We start from the raw sequence: 18,624 nt of genomic DNA on the forward strand, positions 1-18,624 counted from the left end.
GGCGGGCATGACCCGTATCGCCGTCCTGACCCCCGATCCCGCCGATCCCTCCTACGCCGGTCAGTGGCCGGGCGTGCTGGAGCGACTGTCTAGGGCGCTGGCGGCGGCGGACGTCACCGTCGAACCGACGCCGTGGACCGACCATATCGAGGACGCCTCGGGCCTGACCGGCTATCCGCTGGTCCTGCCGGTGATCGTCTGGGGCTATCACCGCGATCATCAACGATGGATGCAGGCCTGCCGGACTTGGGAGGCGGCCGGGGTGAGGATGCGCAATCCGGCGGCGGTGATCGGCTGGAATTCGGACAAGAGCTATCTGGGCCGTCTGGCCGACAAGGGCGTGGCCGTGCCGGACACGATCTGGGTCGACGGGGTGACGCAGGCCGATGTGCATGCCGCCTTCGACCGGTTCGGGACGGATGTGGTGGTGGTCAAGCCGCGCGTCTCGGGCGGGGCATGGAAGACGCTGAGGCTGGCGCGGGGCGAAGTCATGGAGGGCGCGCCGGAGGGACCGGCGATGATCCAGCCCTATCTGCCGTCCATCGAGACCGAGGGGGAGACCAGCCTGCTGTTCTTCGGCGGCAAGCTGAGCCACGTCGTGAACAAGCGGCCGGTGAACGGCGACTTCCGCATCCAGATGCAGTTCGGCGGACAGTACGTCGCCCTGCCGCAGCCGCCGGAGGGGGCGCTGGCGCTGGCCGAGGCGACGCTGGAGGTGATCGGGGAAGAGCTGCTCTATGCCCGCATCGACATGGCGACGGCGCCGGATGGGACGTGGCGGCTGATGGAGGCCGAGCTGATTGAGCCGGACTTCTATCTGGGCTCGGCGCCGGACGGCGGGCGAAACTTCGCCGTGGCCGTCCGGGCCGTACTCAATACCTGATCAGGCGGCGTCGACCAGCGGCGGGAGCAGATGGTCCAGCTCCAGCAGGCTGATCATGCCGCCATCGACAGCGAAGATGCCGGCGATCAGTCCGGCGCCATCGCCCTGACCCATCTCAGGCGTCTGCTGCAGGGCGGCGTCGTTCATCTGAACGATCTCCGACACCGCCTCGACCAGCAGGCCCACGGTGCGTCCGCCGCAGCGGGCGACCATGATGGCGTGACGGGCCGAGGGCTCGGTGGTCGGCAGGCCCAGACGCTCGGCCAGATCGATGATCGGCAGGACGGCGCCGCGCAGATTGACCACCCCCGTCATATACGGCGGCGCCTCCGGCAGGGGCGTGACGGGGGTCCAGCCGCGGATCTCCAGCACCGAGGTGATGTCGATGCAGAAGGCTTGATCGCCGACGCGGAAGCCGACCAGCTCCCGCAGCGTCGAGGCGCCGAAGTCGGCCATCAGAACTCCTCCCAGCCGCCCGCGGCGCGACCGCCCGCGGCGGCCAGACGCGGACGGGGCGGAGCGGCTTCCGAGGCGAAGGCCTCAATCCGCGCCTGGGCGGTGCGGACCGGAGCCGGACGGCGGTCCCCCTGGGTGACCTGGAAGCGGCCGACCAGCTCGGCCAGGGTCCTCGCCTCATGGCTGAGATTCAGGCTGGCGGCGGTCGATTCCTCGACCATGGCGGCGTTCTGCTGGGTGACCTGGTCCATGTCGTTGACCGCGGTGTTGACCTGGGCGAGGCCCGAGGCCTGTTCCTGGGTCGAGGCGCGGATCTCGCCCATAAGGTCGGTGATCTCGCTGATGCGGCTGACGATCCCGGTCAGGGCCTCGCCGGACTGACGAACCAGGACCACGCCGTCCTTCACCTGGGCGCCGGAGGCCGAGATCAGGGTCTTGATCTCCTTGGCCGAGTCCGCCGAGCGCTGGGCCAGGGCCCGGACTTCGGAGGCGACGACGGCGAAGCCGCGACCGGCCTCGCCCGCCCGGGCGGCCTCGACCCCGGCGTTCAGGGCCAGCAGGTTGGTCTGGAAGGCGATCTCGTCGATCACGCCTATGATCTGGCCGATCTGGTCGGACGAGCGTTCGATCTCGCTCATGGCGGTGACGGCGCGCTGGACAACGTCTCCACCGGTTTCGGCCTGGCTGCGGGCCCGTCCGACGACGGTCTCGGCGGACTGGGCGTTCTCGGCGGTCTTTTTCACCGTTGCGGTGATCTCGTCGAGCGCGGCGGCGGTCTCTTCCAGGGAGGCGGCCTGACGCTCGGTGCGGCGCGACAGTTCCTCGGCGGCGTTACTGATTTCTCCGGCGCCCGATTGCATCGTCCCGGCGTTGACGCGGATCACGTCCATCGCTTCGTCCATGGCCCCCATGGCGCGGTTGAAGTTCTCGCGCAGCGGACCGTAGCGGCCGGGGAAGTCGCTGGTGATGCGGTAGGACAGGTCGCCCGCGGCCATGGCGGCCAGACCGCGACCGGTGTCATCGACCACCTGGGTCTGGATCTCGGCTTCCTTTCGATCGCTCGCCGCGCGGCGTTCGCGCTCGACCTCGGCGGCGGTGACGTCGGTGGCGAACTTGACCACCTTGTACGGCTTGCCTGCGGCGTCGAGGATCGGGTTGTAGGACGCCTCGATCACAGCGCGGGCCCCGCCCTTGCCGTAGCGCACGAACTTGTCGGCGATGAACTCGCCGGCGTTCAGACGACGCCAGAAGGCCTTGTACTCACCCGACTGGGCCTCGGTCGGGTCCATGAACAGACTGTGGTGTTTGCCCCGGATTTCGTCGAGGTCGTAGCCGATCACAGCCAGGAAGTTGCTGTTGGCGGTACGGACCGTGCCGTCCAGCTCGAACTCGATGACGGCTTGGGATCGCTGGACGGCGGCAAGCATGCTGCGCAGCTCGGCGAGTTCGCTCGTATCAGCCGCGGGGCGAGCACGTAGGAAGGATTTCATGACGGTTCCCAACGGAGATTTGAGAGGATCGGGTTAACCGTGACGCTAAATCATTTATGCGCGGCGCCCGTTTGCTTAGCGTCCTATCAATCGTGGCGAAACACTGGTTTTCAGCCCAGTAAGTGTCAGTGGTGACGTCGAAAACCGGGAGAGGGTCGGCGACGTATACCTAGACCGCCTCAACGCTTTCTCCCCTGGAACCTCGTGCCCGCTAGCCGATACTCGTTACAGCTGAAATTGGCTGAAAGAATCTCGCAAACCGCGAGGCGCTGGCAGCAAAGGTCTGCAGAAGCCTATCGGGGTTCGGGGCATGCCGGCGCTCCCATGGCTCTTCTCTACGTGCTCTCTGACGCCCGGCGGGGACTGACGTTGTCCGAGATCGCGGATCGGTTGAAGATCACCGGGGCGAGTGTGACCCGTCTGGTGGATTGGCTGGAAGATGCCGGTCTGGTGTCGCGACGGCGGCTGATCGGAGATGGCAGATCCCGCCTTGTCATCATGGAAGACAAGGGCGCGGCGGCGCTCGCGGCTTTCGATTCCTGGGCCGGCGCGATGAGAAACCGGATCTTCGACGATCTGCCGGACGACGAACTGCGCATCACCCTGAAAGTGCTGGATATGGTCGCGGCCCGGCTTCTGAAGGACGCCACGCCTCCGGACATTGAGAACGAGCCGCCGGGCACGGGCGGAACATTGTCGCTGTCCTAGGCCGCTTCGCCCAGCGCCAGCAGGCCCGCCCGTGACGGGCAGAGGTCGTTGATGACGCAGGCGCTGCATTTGGGCCGGCGCGCCGTGCAGGTGTAGCGGCCGTGCAGGATCAGCCAGTGGTGGGCCTTGGGCAGCCACTCTTCCGGCACGATGCGATGCAGCTGGGCCTCGACCTTGTCGGGCGTTCCGGCGTTGGCCAGACCCAGACGGTGCGAGACGCGGAAGACGTGGGTGTCCACGGCGATGGCCGGTTCGACGCCCATTTCGTTCAGCACCACGCTGGCGGTCTTGCGGCCCACGCCGGGCAGGGCCTGCAGGTCGTCGCGGTTCAGCGGGATCTCGCCGCTGTGTTTCTCGAGCACGATGCGGCTGAGGGCGATGACGTTCTTCGCCTTACCGCGATACAGGCCGATGGAGCTGATGAAGGGGATCAGTCCCTCTTCGCCCAAGGCCAGCATCTTCTCCGGCGTGTCGGCGACCTTGAACAGCTTGTCGGTCGCCTTGTTGACCCCGACGTCGGTGGCCTGGGCCGACAGGGCCACGGCGACCACGAAGGTGAAGGGGTTGGAGTAGTTCAGCTCGGTCTTCGGGTCCGGCATGAAGGCGGACAGTCGCTCGAAGATGGTCTCGACCCGATCCTCGTCCGGCGGCCAGCGCAGCACCGGGATCACCGCGCCGGTCATGACGGCGGGACGTTTGGGGGCGGGCTTCTTCGGACCTTTGGGCGCGGGCGGCTTCATTGCTCTTCGTCGCCGGGGAGCGGTCCGGGATCAAGACCCAGCGCCGCCATGGCCTCGCGCGCGGCGCGCTCGCCCTCCATCCAGGCGCCGTGGGCTGTGCCGTAAAAGGCCTCCGCCGTGGCCTCGCCCGCGAGGAAGATGCGGTTCTCGACCGGGGCCTTGAGCCGTTTGCGGTCGCCCGCGTGGCCGGGCATGGCGTGGGAATAGGCACCGTGGGACCAGGGATCGGCGCCCCACATGGTCGCGACCACCGGCGACAGCCGCTTGCGCATGTCCGAGCCCAGCAGATGGACCAGTTCATCGACGGCGAAGGCGTAGAAGCCCTCCTGACCCTCGGCCTCCAGCCCGCGCGCCAGATCGGCGCCGTAGTAGCCCTCGATCATCGGCCGACCGAAGGGGCGCAGGTGGTAGCCGCCGGTGTCGCCGGTGTCGTTGCGGCCCCACAACTGGCTGTTGGCGGGGAAGTCCTCGGCCCCGGTGACCGTCATATGCATCTTGGACGCCAGCCCGAGCGGCACATAGGTGGCGGCCTCGACCAGATCGGGCAGGGGCGGGTCGAACTTCAGGGTCTCGCGGGCGATCAGGTCGGTCGGGACGGTGACGATGACGGCGCGGGCCTCGATCATGCCCCGGTCGGTGGTCAGCTTCAGCGTCGGGCCGGAGCGGTCGATCCGACGCACCGGGCAGTCGGTGACGACGGGGACGCGGCGGCCCAGGGTCTCGATCAGCCGCCCATAGCCCTCGCGCACCCGGTAGTTCAGGTCGGTGTCGCGATAGGCGTCGTAGTCGAGGATGGAGACCTCGGCGAAGCGGGCGCCGTTCAGGGCGCCGGAGATGGCGTCCATCCGCCCGTTCCAGCGACAGCCAGGCTCCATCAGGGTGGAGGCGGGGGCCTCGTGCCCGCGCGTGGCGGCTTCGGCGATCCGCTGGTCGAAGGCCTCGAAGGCGGCGCGGAACTCGGTCTGTTCGGCTGCGGTGGTCTCGTGGTTGAAGGCTTGGCTCTGCCAGGGCGGCGGGGTCCGGTCGAGGGTCAGGCCCGAGGGCTCGACCAGGGGAACCAGCGGGTTCTCATCCGCCGAGTGCAGCCAGCCGCAGCCCATGTCGAGGCCCTCGCCCTCGAACGGCACGGTCCAGGCCCGCCCGCCGATGCGGTCGCGGGCCTCCAACACGGCGACGGTCAGGGGGCAGCCGGACAGGGCCCGCGCGGCGGCCAGGCCTGCGGCGCCGGCGCCGACGATCACGATGTCTACGGAGGCGGGAAGTGACACGGATACCTCAGTCCTTACGTGGCGAAACATGACGTGTTGCGGCGCCGAAACAAGGGAGTTGATTTATGGACAAGACTGTCCATTTATGCGCGACCGATTACCGCACCCTCCCCCGCACTCCGAGTTCCGCCATGGCTCTCAATCCCGCCGTCAAGAAGCGCATTCCCCTGATCATCGCCGGCGTCGTCGGCCTCGGCCTCATCGTGGGCGGGGTCGTCTGGTGGCAGGGCAAGCAGCGGTGGGAAGCCACCGACAACGCCTTCGTCCAGGCCGACACCACCTCGGTCAGCCCGCAGGTCGAGGGCTATGTGGTCGAGGTGCTGGTCGCCGATAACCAGCGGGTCGAGGCCGGTCAGGTGCTGATCCGTCTGGACGACGCCGACGCCAAGGCTAATCTGGCGCAGGCCGAGGCCAATCTGGCCGCCCTGCAGGCCGGGGTGACCAACGTCGACGCCCGCGCCGAGCAGGAGCGGGCCCTAGTCGCCAGCCGCGCCGCCTCGGTGGCGCAGGCCCAGGCCCAGGCCGAGCTGGCCCGCCAGCAGGTCGACCGCTATGGCCGTCTGGCCGAGCAGGGCTGGGTCTCGCAACAGCGCATCGAAAGCGAACAGGCGGGCGTGCGCACGGCGCAGGCGACCGTCGCCGAGGCGCAGGCCGCCCTGGTGGCCGAACAGCGCGCCGCCGGCGTGCTGGGCTCGACCCGCGAACAGTCGGTGGCCTCGGTCGAACAGGCCCGGGCGCTGGTCGAGAAGGCCCGTATCGCGCTGGAGCGCACCGTGATCCGCGCGCCCGTCTCGGGCGTGGTGGGCGCACGCGGCGTGCGCGTGGGCCAGTACATCCGTCCGGGCGGCGCCATCCTGTCGATCGTGCCGCTGGGCGACACCTATGTGGTGGCGAACTTCAAGGAGACCCAGCTGGATCGCCTGCGCATCGGCCAGACGGTCGAGATCAAGGCCGACGCCTTCAAGGGCGAGCCGCTGGTCGGCCACATCGACAGCTTCGCCCCGGCCACGGGGTCGGAGTTCGCCCTGATCCCGGTCGAGAACGCCACCGGCAACTTCACCAAGATCACCCAGCGCGTCCCGGTCCGCATCCGCGTGGATCGTCGCGAGGGCGCGGCCCTGCGTCCCGGCCTGTCGGTCGAGGTGAAGGTCGATCTGAAGAGCGAGGGCGGGCTGACCTTCGCGCAAGCCGCCGCCGCCCCGGTGCAGACCGCCGCGCGCTGATACTTCGCCCCGAACGGGGAAGGTTGAACCATGACGTCCCAGTCCGTCACCCCGGCCTCGGCGCCCGCGTCCGCGGAGCCGAAGGTCAATTGGACGATCCTGCTGCTCGGCTTCGCCGGCATGGTGATCGGCCAGTTCATGGCCATTCTGGACATCCAGATCGTCGCCTCCTCCCTGCCGCAGATCCAGGCGGGCGTGGGCGCCTCAGCGGATGAGATCAGCTGGATCCAGACCGCCTATCTGATCCCCGAGGTCGTGATGATCCCCCTGTCGGGGTATCTGTCGCGGCTGTGGGGGACACAGAAGGTCTTCCTGCTGTCCTGTTCGGGTTTCATCCTGATGAGCGTCGCCGTCGGCCTGTCCGGGTCGGTCGAGCAGATGATCTTCTTCCGCGCCGTGCAGGGCTTTGTCGGCGGGGCGATGATCCCGACCGTCTTCGCCGTGGCCTTCACCGCCTTCCCGCCCGCGCAACGGGTGACGGCGAGCGTGATCATGGGCCTGATCGTGACCCTGGCGCCGACCATCGGGCCGACGCTGGGCGGTCACCTGACCGAGCAGATGAGCTGGCGCTGGCTGTTCTTTATCAATGTGCCCCCCGGCATGCTGGTGCTGTTCCTGGTCAGCCGTTACGCAAACTTCGACAAAGGCGACCCGTCCCTGTCCAAGGGCTTCGACTGGTTCGGCCTGGTCCTGATGGCCACCTTCCTGATGAGCCTGCAGTTCGTGCTGGAGGAGGGCGCCAAGAACGACTGGTTCGCCGACGACGAAATCCTGCTGCTGTCGGTGGTAACGCTGGTGACCGGGCCTCTCTTCATCTGGCGGACCCTGACCTACTACAACCCGATCGTGGAGCTGCGGGCCTTCGCCAATCGAAACTTCTTCGTGGGCGTGGTGATGACCTTCACCGTCGGTCTGGCCCTGTTCGGCGGGACCTTCCTGCTGCCGCTCTTCCTCGGCCGGGTGCGCGGCTATTCGGCGGCTGAGGTGGGGACGACGATGGTGGTCTCGGGCCTTGCCATGTTCGCCACCGGCCCGTTCGCCGGGCGGCTGGTGCGGCTGGTCGACCCGCGCGTGCTGATGTTCGGCGGCTTCATGATGTGCGCCTGGGGCATGTGGGACGCCCATGCGGTCACGGACCAGTGGGGCTTCTGGGAGTTCGCGGGGGTTCAGGCCCTGCGCGGCGTGGGCGTGATGATCGCCATGATCGCCTCGCAGCAGGTGACCATGTCGACCCTGCCGCCGCACATGGTGAAGAACGCCTCGGGTCTGGTGAACCTGTTCCGCAATGTGGGCGGCGCGGTGGGCCTGGCCCTGCTGAACACCTCGCTTACCACCAACACCGCCCTGCACATGAGCGAGCTGACCCAGAACATCCAGAACACCAATGCGGGCATGCAGGGCATGCTGGCGGCGATGCAGGAGCGGTTCGCGGACTCCGTCGATCCGGCGGGGGCGGCGATGAAGGCGATCAACGGCATGCTGCTGAAGCAGGCGACGACGCTGGCGTTTGGCGACGCCTTCGCCATGCTGGCCATCGGCTGCGCCTTCGCGGCCTTCGTGACCCTGCTGGCCAAGCCGGTGAAGCAGCAGCCGGGCGCGCCGCCCGTGGCCTCGGACGCCCACTGATGCCTCGGATTCCCGGACAGGTCGACGAGGCCAAGACCGAGGCCATTCTGGACGCGGCCTTCGCCCTGTTCTCGGAGAAGGGCGCGGGGGTGTCGATGGAGGCCATCGCGCGCAAGGCCGGAGTGTCGCGCCAGACACTGTACAATCGCTTCCCGTCCCGGGTGGAGATGGCCCGCGCCCTGGCGTCGCGGCGGTCGGACGCCATCAGCGCGCCGCTGCGCTCCGGCGGCGATCCCGAGACGGTGCTGACCGGCATGGCTCGCGCGCTGCTGGAAAAGATCTGCACCCAGGACGGTCGGGGCTCGATGCGCGGCGTCGCCATGCTCTCGCCACAGGCGCCCGAGGTGGCTCACGCCATCTATGACGCCGGACCCGCGGAAGGTCTGAGACGCCTGTCCGTCTGGCTGGCCGAACAGGACCGGAAGGGCCTGCTGGCGGTGCCCGATCCGACGGCCGCAGCCGAGATGTTCGCCGGCATGACCCTGGGCCACGGGCATCTGCGGGGGATACTGGGCGTGCCCCAGCCGCCGTTCGATCCGGACGCGCGTGCGCGGGAGACGGCGCGGCGCTTCATCCGGGCGTTCGCCCCGGCGTGACGGGGAGACAGTATCGGCGTAGAGCAGCCGTCAGTTCACGGAGAGCCTGCCCATGCTGATGCACCTGTCGTCCTGGCCCGAGATCGATGCGCGGCTGAAGACCGTGAAGACGGTGGTGGTGCCGATCGGCTCGAACGAGCAGCACGGGCCGACGGGCCTGCTGGGCACCGACTGGCTGTGCCCCGAGATCATCGCCCACGCCGCCGAAAAGTCGGATGAGCAGCTGGTGGTCGCGCCGACGTTCAACATCGGCATGGCCCAGCACCATCTGGCCTTCGCCGGCACCATCTCCCTGCGCCCCTCGACCTTCATGGCCGCGATCACCGACTGGGTGATGTCGCTGCAGCGGCATGGCTTCGAGCGAATCTATTTTCTGAACGGCCACGGCGGCAACGTCGCCACCATCGAGGCGACCTTCGCCGAGATTTATGCCGAGTGGAGCTTCGCCGAGGAGCGTCCGCGCTTCGTGCTCAAGCTCCGCAACTGGTGGGACCTGCCGGGGGTGAACAGCCTGTGCAATCGCCTGTTCCCGGTCGGCCACGGCATGCACGCGACGCCGTCCGAGATCGCGGTCACGCAGGCGGCCTATCCGGACCGGATCAAGACGGCGGACTACAGCCCGAAGATCGCGCCGAACGGGCCGATCCGCGATGCGCTGGATTATCGCGCCCGCTTCCCGGACGGCCGGATCGGGTCCGACCCGATGCTGGCCAGTCCGGAACATGGCCAGACGATCATCGATGCGGCTGTGCCGGCGCTGATACAGGACGTGGCCGACTTCTCCGCAGAAGTCTTGCCGTAGCCCCGGTCGAGGCGCACCTTCGTTCCATGAGCCCTATCGATGAGGCCGCGCGGGCCGCCCGCGCCGGACAAGAATTGCTGGAAGCCTCGGGCGACGTGATCGCCCGACGGCTGGCCATCATGGCGGAGGCGGTGGCCGATCCGGCCCGCGCCGACATGGCCGAACTGGCCCTGATGGGGTCCGAGAAGCTGGACGCCATGACCCAGTCGGCCCGCATCGGGCTGAACGGCGCGGCGGTGCTGGCCCAGACAGCGCAGAGCGTGGCCGCGCGCGAGACGGCGACGGCCGGACGCGCCTTCGAGGCGGTGATGCGCTCCGAGACTCCCGCCCAGATGCTGGCCGCCCAGAGCGCCTGGGCCGCCGAGGCCTGGACCCGGACGCTGGAGCAGGGCTGGGCCATGGGCGCGGCGATGCTGAAGCTGCAGACCGACGCCCTGCAGCCGATCCACGCGGCGGCGACCGCCAATGCGGAACGGCTGAGGAAGTAGGGAACGGTTGGTCCCGCCGCGGCTTCCGCCTTCGTAGCAAAGGAGGCCGTCATGGCTGAGGATCCGAAGACCGCTGACCCGCACCCCGGCATGATGGGGGACGGCACCGAAGAGCAGAACCTGAACCAGCCCGGAGATCCGTCAAAACGGATCACCGAGGACGAGGTGGACGAGGCCTTCGGCGGCGACGACGCCGACGACTGACCCCGTCCCCCCGGGATCAGCGGCCCATTCTTACCGGAACGGCGGCTCGTCGAAGGCGCGGAGCTTGCGACTGTGCAGGCGGTTGCCCTCGGCGCGCAGCAGGTCGACGGCTTGGATGCCGATCTGTAGGTGTTCGGAGATCGAACCCTCGTAGAAGCGGTTGGCCTGACCCGGCAGCTTGATCTCGCCGTGCAGCGGCTTGTCCGAGACGCAGAGCAGCGTCCCGTAGGGCACGCGGAAGCGATAGCCCTGGGCCGCGATGGTGGCCGATTCCATGTCGATGGCGACGGCGCGGCTCTGGTTGAAGCGCAGGGCCGACTTGGAATAGCGCAGCTCCCAGTTCCGGTCGTCGGTGGTGACGACGGTGCCGGTGCGCAGGCGACGCTTCACTTCCTCGCCCGGGGCGCCCGAGACGATCTTGGCCGCGTCATAGAGGGCGCGCTGGACCTCGGCGATCGACGGGATGGGGATGTCCGGCGGCAGGACGGCGTCCAGCACGTGGTCCTCGCGCAGATAGGCGTGGGCCAGGACATAGTCGCCGATGGTCTGGGACGGACGCAGGCCGCCGCAGTGGCCGATCATCATCCAAGCGTGCGGACGGGTGACGGCCAGGTGGTCGCAGATGGTCTTGGCGTTGGACGGGCCGACGCCGATGTTGACCAGGGTGATCCCGTTCCAGCCCGGCGCGGTCAGGTGGTAGGCGGGCATCTGGTGCTTCTTCCAAGCGGCGTCGGCGACGACGGCCTCCGGGTTCGGCGTATCGCGCGTGACCACCACCCCGCCCGAGGTCGAGAAGGTCTCGTAGATGCTGTTCGGATCCTTGATCTGCTCCAGCGCCCAGCGGACGAACTCGTCGACGTAGCGGTTGTAGTTGGTGAACAGGATGTAGTTCTGGACGTCCTCGACCGGGGTGCCGGTGTAGTGGCGCAGACGAGCCAGGGAGAAGTCGGTGCGCAGGCCATCGAACTGGGCCAGCGGGAACTCCTCGTCCGAGTCCCACAGGCCGTCCGAGATTTCATCGCCGATGTGGGCCAGGTCGGTGGTCGGGAAATAGCGGGCGATGGCCGCCGTCATCGTGGCGTCCAGCACCACGTCCGAGCCGTCCAGCACATAGGGGAAGGGAATTTCCTGCGACGAGGGGACGACGTCGAAGGTCGCGCCGTAGTCGGCTTCCAGTAGTCCCAGCTGTTCCAGCAGATAGGGACGGTACAGATCGGGCCGGGTGATGGTGGTCGAATAGACGCCCTGCCGCGACAGGCGGGCATAGGCGCGGGTGGCCAGATTGACCGGACGGTCACCGAACCAGCTGATGCGGAGTTCAGGATAGGAGAAGAGGCCTTTGGCCCTCGCCTCGGCGTCGGGACGCTCGCCGCTGGCGAGGAAGGTCTTCACAGCGTCGCGCAGATTGGCGACCGATTGGCTGTAGAGGGTTTCGAGGCGGTCCAGCGCCGCCTGTGTTGTCATCGTGTTTGTCATGACCTCCCCTAGCGGAAGATCATGACCTTGGCGAGACGGCGACGCTTATGGCGTCGCGTCCTTCAGCAATTCCGTCAGGACCAGCCGGCCGCCGCGGATCTCGAAGACCAGGGTGGCCTGCCCGCCGGAGGGGCAGCAGTTGCCGTCACGGGACGTCCACAGCGAGGTCCGGGCGGTCAGGCTCTCGTCGTCGTAGTTGAAGGCGACGCCCTTCCAGATCTCGAGCCCGGTCGGCAGGAGGGCGGGCAGGTCCGCGTCGCGCCAGGTCTCGTTGTCGATCTCGGTCAGCAGGGGATCGGCGCCGGGTGTGACGCGGAATAGGGCGTCGGCGTTGTAGGCTCCGGTCCCGGCGATCCTGCCGGGTATGGCCACATAGGTCTGACCCTCGACCCGCATGACCGTCGGAGGCTCATACCGGATGCCGGCGTGGCCCCAGACCTCGGCGCGCAGGCGGTCGTCGCCGGTCAGCAGGACATAGCCCGCCGCGGTCCCATCCTCGGGGGTGACGCCGTTCTGGAGCTGCCAGCTCAGCCGGCGGCCATCGATGTTCAGATAGCCGCCGGTCGCGGTGGAGCAGTTGCTCAGGCCGATGTCGACGCAGGCGTCGGGCAGGCTCGTGGTCCGGACCGCCAGCGCCCGGGTTCGCGCGTCGCGGGCGGCGGAGGCTATCCAGTGCTCGGCCTGGAGGTCATCGACCTCGGCGACGACCGCCCCCTCGAAGGCGCGTTCCTGAAGCCAGCTCCGGCGGTCCTGATCGAGCCGCAGCGGGGTCGGGCTGACCGCGCGGGCGGCGGCGAAGGCGGCTTCGGCCCGGCTGCGTTCGTCCTGCGGCGTGGCGGCGGTCGTCAGCAACCCCACGATCAGGCTCGAGACCAGCAGTGTGGCGATCTTCATGGCGGCGTTCTCCCGAGAGGAAGAATGCGCCATTCCGGGCGTCCGTCCAGTGACGCCGTCTGACGTCAGCCCAGTTCGCGGTGGAAGAAGCTCACCACGTCGTCCAGCACCGACGCCTTGCGGCGGAACAGGGGTGAGAAGGTCGCCAGCAGGTCCTCGTGCGACAGGCCGGGATAGAGTTTGGCCTCGCAGCGACCGCCGACCGCGTGCATGCGGTCGCACAGGATGGTGGTGTCCTCGGCGTGGACCACCTTGTCGGCCGTGCCGTGGCCAGCCCAGATCGGTGGGGCGTCGGCGCGGACGAAGGAGACCGGCTGGGTCAGGGTCAGATCCGGGGCGCGGCCGAAGGCGTTGATCGAGGCGGGAACGTCCAGCGGCAGGAAGTCATAGGGGCCGGCCAGACCGGCGGCGGCGCGGATCAGGTTCGGCGCCTCGGCGGCGGCCATGTAGCGGCGGTCCAGCGCGATCATCATGGCCAGATGGGCGCCGGCGGAGTGGCCGAGGACGCCCAGCCGCGTGGGGTCGCCGCCCCAGTCGCGGGCGGTCTCCCCGACCCGGGCGGTCGCGGCGGCGGCGTCCTCGATGAAGGCGGGGAAACGGACCTCCGGCACGATCCGGTAGTCCGGGACCGCGACGACAAAGCCGCGCGCGGCCAGCGCCTGCGCGGCCCAGCCGTAGAGCTCCCGCGATCCGGAATCCCAGCCGCCGCCGTAGAAGAAGACCAGCACCGGCGCGGGACCGCCGGTTCGGTCAGTCGGGGCGAAGACGTCGAAGGTCTGCCGGGGATCGTCGCCATAAGGCAGGCCGCGCGCGACGCGTCGCGCGCCGCCGTCGCGCGGTCCCAGCCTGTTCAACAGACTGAGCGGCGAGCAGGCGGCGGCTAGGGCGCCGAGGGTCGGGACGAGGAAGCCGCGTCGGGTCATGCGCCAAATACGCACGATCCGCCCCTTCGGACCAAGACGGTCAGGCCTATCGCGCCGAAGAAATCAGCGCGCCGCAGTTGGCGTCCTCGGCCAGACCGGGATCGACGAAGGGCAGCAGGGCCGCCAGCGGACTGAGCACGGCGCCGAGCAGGCCTGCGAAACCGGCCTGGGCCGCGACGGAACCGCCGTCGATGCCGACCCTGGGCGCGGTCAGCGGGCCCTGCACCACGATGGGAGACCACAGGCGGACGAGGCGAGGCTCCTTGGTCTCGCCGTCGATGCGCAGGTTCATCGTCTCGGCGCCCAGATCGATGGTCCCGGCGCCCTGGGCCAGCACCGGGGTGGTGTCGACGACGAAGGTGCGGGCGGTGGCGACGCCGTTGGTGACGCGGAAGTCGGCGACGCCGCAGCGGATCTCGGTGGTGGAGTCGTCTCCGCCCAGCAGTTTGAACAGGCCGGCGGTGGCGTTGATGCCCAGCAGTTCGGCGAAGGCGGAGCGCATCTGGCCCTGCGGCACGACCACGGTCACCTGCCCCTTGGAGGCGGCGGCAAAGTCATGGATCGAGGCGCCGGGCCCTTCAAGCTGGGCGCGGCCGAGCGCGCTGCCGGTCACGGTGGGGGCGCCGCCGCGGGCGGGGATGATCGATTCCAGCGGATAGCCGCGCAGCCGGAAGTCGATGACGCTGTAGGGAACGTCACGCCCGGCGTTGATCCGCGCCCTGCCGCGCAGCTCGCCGCGATTGAAGGTGAAGGCGACCGGGTCGAGGTTCAGGACGGCGCTGTCCAGATCGGCGCCCAGCTCGACCTTGCGGATGTCCAGCTCGTTCCGCTTCACCCGGGCGGCGGTGTATTTCAGCGAGCCGTCCATTGTGCGAAGGCGCTCGACAGCCAGGGGCGCGTCGGGGAGTAGGCGGCCCGGCTGGCCCGAGGTGACCACGGTATTGCCCGCCGGGGTCACGGTCGGCTTGCCGCCCAGCACGGCGGCTAGGTCGTCAATGTCCAGCAGGTTGGAATGCAGCACGGCGTCGACGCGGCGGCGGTCGCCGACCTTGTTGAACATGAGATCGCCGGACAGGTCCGATGACCCGACCTGGCCCGAGAAATCGCTGAAGCTGAATTTGGCGTCGTCGCGGGTCAGGGTGCCCGATAAGCGATAGGGCGGGGTGTTGGGCGTGGTGATGCCGGTCAGCAGATAGAGATCGGCCAGGTCGCGGCCTTGCAGGCTGAGGGTCGAGCGGAACTGGCCCAGGTCGAATGGTCGGGTGATGGAGCCGCGCGCCTCAAGTCGGGAATGCACGCCCGCCAGGGTTGCCTGGAAGCCGTAGGGGCGGTCGCGGCGGATATTGATGAAGGGGCCGCCCTGAATAGCGAGGGTCAGGGGCGTGCCGTTGATCGTGCCCTGTCCGTCCAGATTGAAGCCGGCGTCGCCGTCGGAGCCCTCGCGGGCGCTGATGGTGGCCTCCAGCCGGATCTTGCGGCGCTGCTCGTTCAGCGACAGCGTGCCGTCGCGGATGATCAGCTGGTGGATCGGCGGCAGCTTCAGGCCTTCGCCGGTGTCCTGGGCGTTGGGGTTCAGCTCCCAGCTCTGGCGACCCTCCTCGGTGGCGATCATCACCACCTCCGGGCGGGTGATGGCGACCAGCGGCATCTCAATCCGGCCGGTGAAAAGGGGGCGCAGGCGCACCGAGGCCTGCAGGTCGGCGACCTTCAGCGTGTCACGCTCGCGCGCCCAGTCGGGGCCGCCGACGCGGAGCTGGCGCACCTGAACCGACGGGGTCCAGCTGAACAGCTTCACGTCGAGATCGCCGTTCAGCTCGATCTGGCGATCATATTTGGCCGAGGCCCAGCGGCCGATCGGCCCGCGCAGCCAGTTCCAGTCAAACAGCAGCAAAAACAGGACGATGGCCAGGATCAGCAGCAGGGTGAGGGCCGCTGCGACCTTTTCCGGGGTTCCGGGACGACGGACGGCGGCGAGGAAGGGGTCATTATCGCGCCAGTCGCGCAGCCGCCCGCCCGCCGGAACAAGGGTGCGATCCCGAAAGGCCAGCCAGTTCGGATTGTCTTTCAAGGGGTTGGGCAAGCGATGCGGCTCCGTCGAAGCCAGCACAACGCATGAGGGGGCCGAAAGGCTCAGAGGGCCTGATCGGCGTTCATGTCAAATTTCATACTTCCAAACGTCATATAACATTTACAAAATGAGCGTTTGGCGCATTATTCCATCCGAGTTCTGATCATTTCGGTCGTTCTGGAGGAACCTTGATGCGTACTTTCCGCGCTCTCGCCGCCCTGGCGATCGCCGCTTCCGCCGTGACGGCGGTCCCCGCTGTCGCCCATGAGGCGGCCCAGTCGTCCACGGCCCGCCCTGTGCTGGTCTGTGGCTCTGACGCCGCCACCCGTCGCGCCTTCACCCGCGAACACGGCGCGGCGCCGGTCTTCATCACCGCCCGCGAAGCTCTGGCCTTGCAGCCGTCCGACCCGAGCTGGTCCACCCCGCGCTGCATGACGGCGACCGAGCACGCTCGCTACGTCAGCGCCGCCACCACCTACGCCCGCGCCCGCTAATCCTGGATCGAGGCCATGAAAAAAGGGCGCTCCCGCCGGGAGCACCCTTTGTCTTTGTCTGATGGGCCCTGATGCGGCGATCAGTTCGCCGGCTTCAGATATTTGTCGAGCCAGCCGAACACCTCGTTATGCCACTGCACGCTGTTGGCGGGCTTCAGCACCCAGTGGTTTTCGTTGGGGAAAAAGAGCAGGCGGCTGTCGATGCCGCGACGCTGAAGCGCCGTGAAGGTCGACAGGCCTTGCGAGGTCGGGATGCGGTAGTCGAGGTCGCCCTGCACCACCAGCATCGGGTCACGCCAGTTGGCGACGTGATGCACCGGGTTGAACTGCTCATAGCCCTGCGGGTTTTCGTAGGGCGTGCCGCCGTACTCCCACTCCGTGAACCACAGCTCCTCGGTGCCGTAGCCCATGCCGCGGATGTCGAAGACGCCGTCGTGGTTGACCAGACATTTGAACTCGCCCGGCCAGTTGCCCGCGATCCAGTTGATCATATAGCCGCCGTAGGAGGCGCCGAGCGCACAGGCGTTGTCGCCGTCGAGGAAGCTGTATTTCGACTGGACGGCGGCCCAGCCCTTCTGCAGGTCCTCGAACGGGCGGTCGCCCCAGTGCTGGCTGATCGAGTCGGTGAAGGCCTGGCCGTAGCCGGTCGAGCCGTGGAAATCGATCATCACGACCGCATAGCCCGCGCCCGCATAGGTCCCGGGGTTCCAGCGGTAGGACCAGCTGTTGCCGAACGAGCCCTGCGGACCGCCGTGGATCAGGAAGGCGACCGGATACTTCTGACCTTCGACATAGTTGGCGGGCTTGATGACGTAGCCGTGGACCGTCTCATTGTTCCAGCCGGCGAAGGTGAACTGCTCGGCCTCGCCGAAGGCCAGGGCATCCAGTTGCGGGTTCACATTGGTGATACGGGCGGGCATCTCACGACCCCGGAAGGTCTTCACGAACAGCTCGCTGGGGCGGGTCAGGCTGTCCTGGGCGAAGACGAAGCCCGAAGGCGTCTGCTGGAAGGCCGAGACGTGGCCCTCGCCGGTCAGCGGGATCACCGTGCCACGGCGGACGTCGATGCTGAACAGGCGGGTTTGGCCCACGTCACCGGCGGTGGTGAACAGGGTGCGGCCGTCGCGCGACCATTGCAGGGTGTCGGCCGAGCGGTCCCAGTCGGCGGCGATCTGGCGGGTTTCGCCGGTCGCGACGTCACGCAGGAAGATCGAATATTTGTCGGCCTCGAAGCCCGGGCGGGCCATGGCGCGGTAGGCCAGGGTCTTGCCGTCCGGCGAATAGACCGGGCCGGTGTCCCAGGCGTTATTGGCGTCGGTCAGGTTGGTCAGCTGACCCGGCTCGGCGATGGCGACCTGATAGAGGTCGAAATTGGTGCTCCACGGCTCGGACTTTCCGGCCTCGCGGGCCGAGAAGACGATGCCCTCACCATCCGGGGTGAAGGTGAACTCGCTCTCGTCGCCGAAGGGCTTGGACGGCGTGTCGCCGTCAAAGCCGCGGGTGACCCAGACCGGATCGCGTCCACCGGCGGTCGGGAGCACGAACAGGTGGTTCTGGGTGTGATCGTTCCAGGTGTCCCAGTGGCGCACGAACATGCGGTCATAGACCTGACCGGTCGAGGGGTCGTCGGCGACGGCCTTGTTGCGGTCGACCGTGCAGGCCAGGGTCTCGCAATCGGGGAAGACGGCCAGCGACACAGCCACCTGGGCGGCGTCGGGGCTGAGGCGGTAGGCGTTCACGTCCAGCGGCAGGTTGGTCACCTGCACCGGCGCCGTGCCGTCGGCCTCGGCGAGCCAGACCTGGCTGGAGCCCGAACGGCGCGAGAGGAAGTACAGCTTGCCGTCCGAGCCCCAGCGGGCGGTGTTGGCGCCGCCCTCGTTGATGGCCAGACGACGGCCTTCGCCGGGGCTGCGCAGGTCCTGGATGAACAGGGCGCCCGCGCGGCGGTTGGCGGCGACATCCGTGGTGGTCACTGAATAGACGACCCAGCGGCCGTCCGGCGACACCTGCGGATCGCCCAGCCGGTTGGCCGAGATCATGGCGGTGTAGTCGAAGGCCTGCTGCGTCTGGGCCGGGGTCGCCGGGGCGGGAGCGGCGGGCGCCTCCGCCAGGGCGGGGACGGCGGTCGCCAGAGCGATGGCGGCGACGGCGCACGAAAGCAGGGAGCGGTGACGCATGGGCAGGTTCCTTTGTCTTCGGCGGTTGGCGTAGCACCGGGGGCAAGCGGGCGAAAGCGGCGGCGCTTGTGCTCACAAAGGCGTGCGATGGCCGCTTGCCGTCCGTCG

Annotated in this window: 18 protein-coding genes; 9 read left to right on the forward strand and 9 right to left on the reverse strand. The window is 68.4% G+C overall.

What is annotated here, in order from left to right; genetic code table 11:
• Window positions 1–7 precede the first annotated feature (7 nt).
• The gene (locus ACTIEF_RS02235; protein WP_439470556.1) at window positions 8–883 is read left to right on the forward strand and encodes an ATP-grasp domain-containing protein; all 876 of its coding nucleotides are present in this window, start codon (window positions 8–10) and stop codon (window positions 881–883) included.
• On the opposite strand, the gene ACTIEF_RS02240 is transcribed toward ACTIEF_RS02235, so the two are convergent.
• Both ACTIEF_RS02240 and ACTIEF_RS02245 read right to left on the reverse strand, forming a co-directional pair.
• Entirely contained in the window at window positions 884–1,339 is a 456-nt protein-coding gene (locus ACTIEF_RS02240; RefSeq protein ID WP_439470557.1) for a chemotaxis protein CheW, read from the reverse strand.
• On the reverse strand, window positions 1,339–2,829 hold the full coding sequence (locus ACTIEF_RS02245) for a methyl-accepting chemotaxis protein (protein ID WP_439470558.1): 1,491 nt from the start codon (window positions 2,827–2,829) through the stop codon (window positions 1,339–1,341). Before ACTIEF_RS02245 ends, ACTIEF_RS02240 begins: the two co-directional genes overlap by 1 nt.
• 324 nt (window positions 2,830–3,153) lie before the next feature.
• Between ACTIEF_RS02245 and ACTIEF_RS02250 the strand changes: the two genes are divergently transcribed.
• Window positions 3,154–3,537 carry a MarR family winged helix-turn-helix transcriptional regulator gene (locus ACTIEF_RS02250; protein ID WP_439470559.1) on the forward strand — a complete coding sequence of 128 codons (384 nt, stop codon included), beginning with the start codon at window positions 3,154–3,156 and terminating at the stop codon, window positions 3,535–3,537.
• Here ACTIEF_RS02250 and nth read toward each other — a convergent pair.
• Window positions 3,534–4,277 (reverse strand): endonuclease III, encoded by a 744-nt coding sequence (gene nth / locus ACTIEF_RS02255; protein WP_439470560.1) that lies wholly within the window; start codon window positions 4,275–4,277, stop codon window positions 3,534–3,536. The two genes, ACTIEF_RS02250 and nth, sit on opposite strands and share 4 nt — an antisense overlap.
• Complete coding sequence (locus ACTIEF_RS02260) at window positions 4,274–5,545, reverse strand: flavin monoamine oxidase family protein (protein ID WP_439470561.1); 1,272 nt, start codon at window positions 5,543–5,545, stop codon at window positions 4,274–4,276. Before ACTIEF_RS02260 ends, nth begins: the two co-directional genes overlap by 4 nt.
• A 131-nt stretch (window positions 5,546–5,676) precedes the next feature.
• Here ACTIEF_RS02260 and ACTIEF_RS02265 point away from each other — a divergent pair, with 131 nt between their 5' ends.
• The 6 genes from ACTIEF_RS02265 to ACTIEF_RS02290 are packed head-to-tail and all read left to right on the forward strand — an operon-like array spanning window position 5,677 to window position 10,484.
• The gene (locus ACTIEF_RS02265; protein ID WP_439470562.1) at window positions 5,677–6,768 is read left to right on the forward strand and encodes an HlyD family secretion protein; all 1,092 of its coding nucleotides are present in this window, start codon (window positions 5,677–5,679) and stop codon (window positions 6,766–6,768) included.
• A gap of 30 nt (window positions 6,769–6,798) precedes the next feature.
• Window positions 6,799–8,394 carry a DHA2 family efflux MFS transporter permease subunit gene (locus tag ACTIEF_RS02270; protein WP_439470563.1) on the forward strand — a complete coding sequence of 532 codons (1,596 nt, stop codon included), beginning with the start codon at window positions 6,799–6,801 and terminating at the stop codon, window positions 8,392–8,394.
• Entirely contained in the window at window positions 8,394–8,990 is a 597-nt protein-coding gene (locus tag ACTIEF_RS02275; protein ID WP_439470564.1) for a TetR/AcrR family transcriptional regulator, read from the forward strand. The genes ACTIEF_RS02270 and ACTIEF_RS02275 overlap by 1 nt, the downstream gene beginning before the upstream one ends.
• Before the next feature lie 52 nt (window positions 8,991–9,042).
• A complete protein-coding gene (locus tag ACTIEF_RS02280; RefSeq protein WP_439470565.1) occupies window positions 9,043–9,792 on the forward strand; it encodes a creatininase family protein in 750 nt (249 codons plus the stop codon).
• A gap of 26 nt (window positions 9,793–9,818) precedes the next feature.
• On the forward strand, window positions 9,819–10,280 hold the full coding sequence (locus ACTIEF_RS02285; RefSeq protein ID WP_439470566.1) for a phasin family protein: 462 nt from the start codon (window positions 9,819–9,821) through the stop codon (window positions 10,278–10,280).
• 51 nt (window positions 10,281–10,331) lie between these two features.
• Entirely contained in the window at window positions 10,332–10,484 is a 153-nt protein-coding gene (locus ACTIEF_RS02290; protein ID WP_439470567.1) for a hypothetical protein, read from the forward strand.
• 30 nt (window positions 10,485–10,514) lie between these two features.
• Here ACTIEF_RS02290 and ACTIEF_RS02295 read toward each other — a convergent pair whose 3' ends face one another.
• From ACTIEF_RS02295 to ACTIEF_RS02310, 4 genes are all read right to left on the reverse strand, one after another.
• Window positions 10,515–11,960: an AMP nucleosidase gene (locus tag ACTIEF_RS02295; RefSeq protein WP_439470568.1), complete on the reverse strand. Its 1,446-nt coding sequence runs from the start codon at window positions 11,958–11,960 to the stop codon at window positions 10,515–10,517.
• A gap of 45 nt (window positions 11,961–12,005) precedes the next feature.
• Window positions 12,006–12,854, reverse strand: coding sequence for a hypothetical protein (locus tag ACTIEF_RS02300; protein ID WP_439470569.1), 849 nt, complete (start codon window positions 12,852–12,854; stop codon window positions 12,006–12,008).
• A gap of 65 nt (window positions 12,855–12,919) precedes the next feature.
• Window positions 12,920–13,792: an alpha/beta hydrolase gene (locus tag ACTIEF_RS02305; RefSeq protein ID WP_439470570.1), complete on the reverse strand. Its 873-nt coding sequence runs from the start codon at window positions 13,790–13,792 to the stop codon at window positions 12,920–12,922.
• 31 nt (window positions 13,793–13,823) lie between these two features.
• A complete protein-coding gene (locus ACTIEF_RS02310) occupies window positions 13,824–15,857 on the reverse strand; it encodes an AsmA family protein (protein WP_439470571.1) in 2,034 nt (677 codons plus the stop codon).
• Window positions 15,858–16,036: 179 nt separating this feature from the next.
• On the opposite strand from ACTIEF_RS02310, the gene ACTIEF_RS02315 reads away from it, so the two are divergent.
• Window positions 16,037–16,339, forward strand: coding sequence for a hypothetical protein (locus ACTIEF_RS02315; RefSeq protein ID WP_439470572.1), 303 nt, complete (start codon window positions 16,037–16,039; stop codon window positions 16,337–16,339).
• 80 nt (window positions 16,340–16,419) lie between these two features.
• On the opposite strand, the gene ACTIEF_RS02320 is transcribed toward ACTIEF_RS02315, so the two are convergent.
• On the reverse strand, window positions 16,420–18,516 hold the full coding sequence (locus ACTIEF_RS02320) for a prolyl oligopeptidase family serine peptidase (RefSeq protein ID WP_439470573.1): 2,097 nt from the start codon (window positions 18,514–18,516) through the stop codon (window positions 16,420–16,422).
• Window positions 18,517–18,624: the final 108 nt, after the last annotated feature.

Source organism: Brevundimonas sp., assembly GCF_051858995.1.
Taxonomy (GTDB): Bacteria; Pseudomonadota; Alphaproteobacteria; order Caulobacterales; family Caulobacteraceae; genus Brevundimonas.